Here is a 1,669-nt window from a genome sequence, read left to right as displayed (position 1 = left end):
CCCGCCCCCGCCCCGGCGCGCTACGCGCCCCGGCGTGTCCCCAGGCGTTCCCGGCCGCAGGCGTACGCCAGTGTGCTGATCAGGTCGGCCACGTCCGGCAGCCACGGGTTCGACACCGTCGGCCGCCGCAGCCACTGCACGGAGCCGCTCGTCCCGAACCGCGTCGGGGGTGCCGCGGCCCAGTCGCCCTCGCCCCGTACCGCCAGGTCCAGGGAGGCCGACGAGGCGTAGCCCAGCGCGTGCAGTCCGTCGATCACCTTCGCCGTCGCGCCCGGCAGTACGAAGAAGTACATCCGCCGGTCCGGCGCCGCCGCCACCGGGCCCAGTTCCGTGCGCGCCCGCTCCAGCCGTGCCAGCGCCAGGCACCCGGCGCCCTCGGCGACGTCCACGACGTCGAACGCCCGCCCGGTGGGCAGCAGTACGGCCGCCCGCGGGTGCTTCGACCACATGCGGCGCAGGGTGGTGGCGCTGGCCGTAGCGGCTGCCTTCCAGTCGCGCCGCGCGGGGTGCGCGCCCGGCGCGTGGCACGCCGCGTCGCCGCAGGAGCACCGCTGTGCGCCGGTCCCGTCGTCGGTCTCCATCCATGTGCCCGGCACGACGTCCCAGTGCCGGTCCTCCGCGTACCGCAGGGCTGCGGACAGCAGTTCTTCGCTCTGCTCGCGCGGGTCCTCTTGTCGGGGTACGTGCGTCGCCTCTGCTCCCAGGGTCTCCTTCACGAACGGCTCAACTCCAGCCGTGAGCAGGGGTTACGGGCCCTCGGAGGGTTCGCCCGCAGCAACGTTACGGCAGCGGGGCGCACGGATGCGCGGGTGGGGAGCATGGCGTTTTCCGCTTATTTCGCGGGAAATGATCGTCCTGGCGGTTCCGGCAGGAACCGGCCGAGCACGGCCCCCTGAGGGAGGACTACCCATGGCCGCCAGGCCAATCGAGGCACGCACGCCGAACGTACGACTTCAGGTGGTGATCGAAGAGGCCGGCTGCTCCAACGCGGGGCTGGCCCGCCGCGTCAACATGTGCGGCCGCGAACACGGAATCGACCTGCGCTACGACAAGACCTCCGTGGCCCGCTGGCTGCGCGGTCAGCGCCCGCGCGGCCAGGCGCCCGCGATGATCGCCGAGGCGCTGGGCCGCAAGCTCGGCCGGGCGGTCACCCTGGACGAGGTCGGCATGGCCGACTCCCGGCACTCCGGCACCGCCCTGGGGCTCATCTACGCCCCGACCGTCACCGCCGCCGTCGAGCAGGTCTGCGAGCTGTGGCGCGCCGACGTGGGCCGCCGCGAGGTGCTGACCCGCGCCACCCCGGTGGCCTCCGCGCTGGTCGAGCCCAGCCGCGACTGGCTGATCAGCGCGCCGGGGCCGCCGCTCGCCCGCACCTCGGGGCGGCCCGTCACCCGCACCGACGTCACCGCCGTACGGGAGACCACCGCGACCCTCGCCGCCCTCGACCGCCGGCACGGCAGCGGCCACTACCGGCCGGTGACCGTGCACTACCTCAACTCCGTCGTCTCCGGCCTGCTCGCCGGCCGCTACGACGACAGCGTCGGCCGCGAACTCCTCGCCGCCGCCGCCCGGATGACCGAGCTGGCCGGCGGCATGGCCGCCGACACGGGCCTCCCGGGCGTCGCCCAGCGCTACTACGTCCAGGCCCTGCGCCTCGCCGACGCCGCCG

General features: G+C 74.9%; 2 protein-coding genes. One reads left to right on the top strand and one right to left on the bottom strand.

Annotated features, from left to right (window positions below):
* Nucleotides 1–20: 20 nt before the first annotated feature.
* Nucleotides 21–716 carry a bifunctional DNA primase/polymerase gene (locus H5J30_RS31690; RefSeq protein ID WP_181791028.1) on the bottom strand — a complete coding sequence of 232 codons (696 nt, stop codon included), beginning with the start codon at nucleotides 714–716 and terminating at the stop codon, nucleotides 21–23.
* A gap of 193 nt (nucleotides 717–909) precedes the next feature.
* On the opposite strand from H5J30_RS31690, the gene H5J30_RS31685 reads away from it, so the two are divergent.
* Nucleotides 910–1,669, top strand: a 760-nt coding sequence (locus H5J30_RS31685; RefSeq protein ID WP_508471047.1) for an NsdA family TPR-like regulatory protein, incomplete at its 3' end; no start/stop codon positions are given.

The sequence above is a fragment of the Streptomyces phytophilus genome, from assembly GCF_013870535.1.
GTDB lineage: Bacteria > Actinomycetota > Actinomycetes > Streptomycetales > Streptomycetaceae > Streptomyces > Streptomyces phytophilus.
Note: the sequence above shows the minus strand (reverse complement) of the source record. Positions and strands in the feature narration are given on the sequence as shown.